General features: G+C 60.4%; 1 protein-coding gene. It reads left to right on the top strand.

The features are described from left to right. Positions 1-133 precede the first annotated feature (133 nt). On the top strand, positions 134-321 hold a 188-nt coding region (locus SB764_RS39065; protein WP_410866621.1), incomplete at its 3' end, for a hypothetical protein.

Here is a 321-nt window from a genome sequence, read left to right as displayed (position 1 = left end):
AGTGGCGTGAACGTGAATGGCGCCGCCAGGAATGGCGTGAGCACGAGTGGCGCGAGCGTCGTGATTGGCGCGGGTATTGAAACGACACCGGAAAGCGCCACATCCGGAAAATCCAACCTCAGAGTACCTTCGAATGAAAGCTAGTCCGATAAGAATTGTCTTAATTGCAACGACGCTGGCTTTCGCGACAGCAGGCACGGCAAACGCCGCGGGCTGCCTCAAGGGTGCGGTAGTAGGCGGGGTCGCTGGGCATTACGCGGGACACCACGCTGTCGTCGGTGCGGTCGGTGGCTGCATGGTTGGCAGGCACCTTGCGAAGCA

Source organism: Paraburkholderia sp. SIMBA_027, from assembly GCF_046535315.1.
Classification (GTDB): domain Bacteria; phylum Pseudomonadota; class Gammaproteobacteria; order Burkholderiales; family Burkholderiaceae; genus Paraburkholderia; species Paraburkholderia tropica.
Note: the sequence above shows the minus strand (reverse complement) of the source record. Positions and strands in the feature narration are given on the sequence as shown.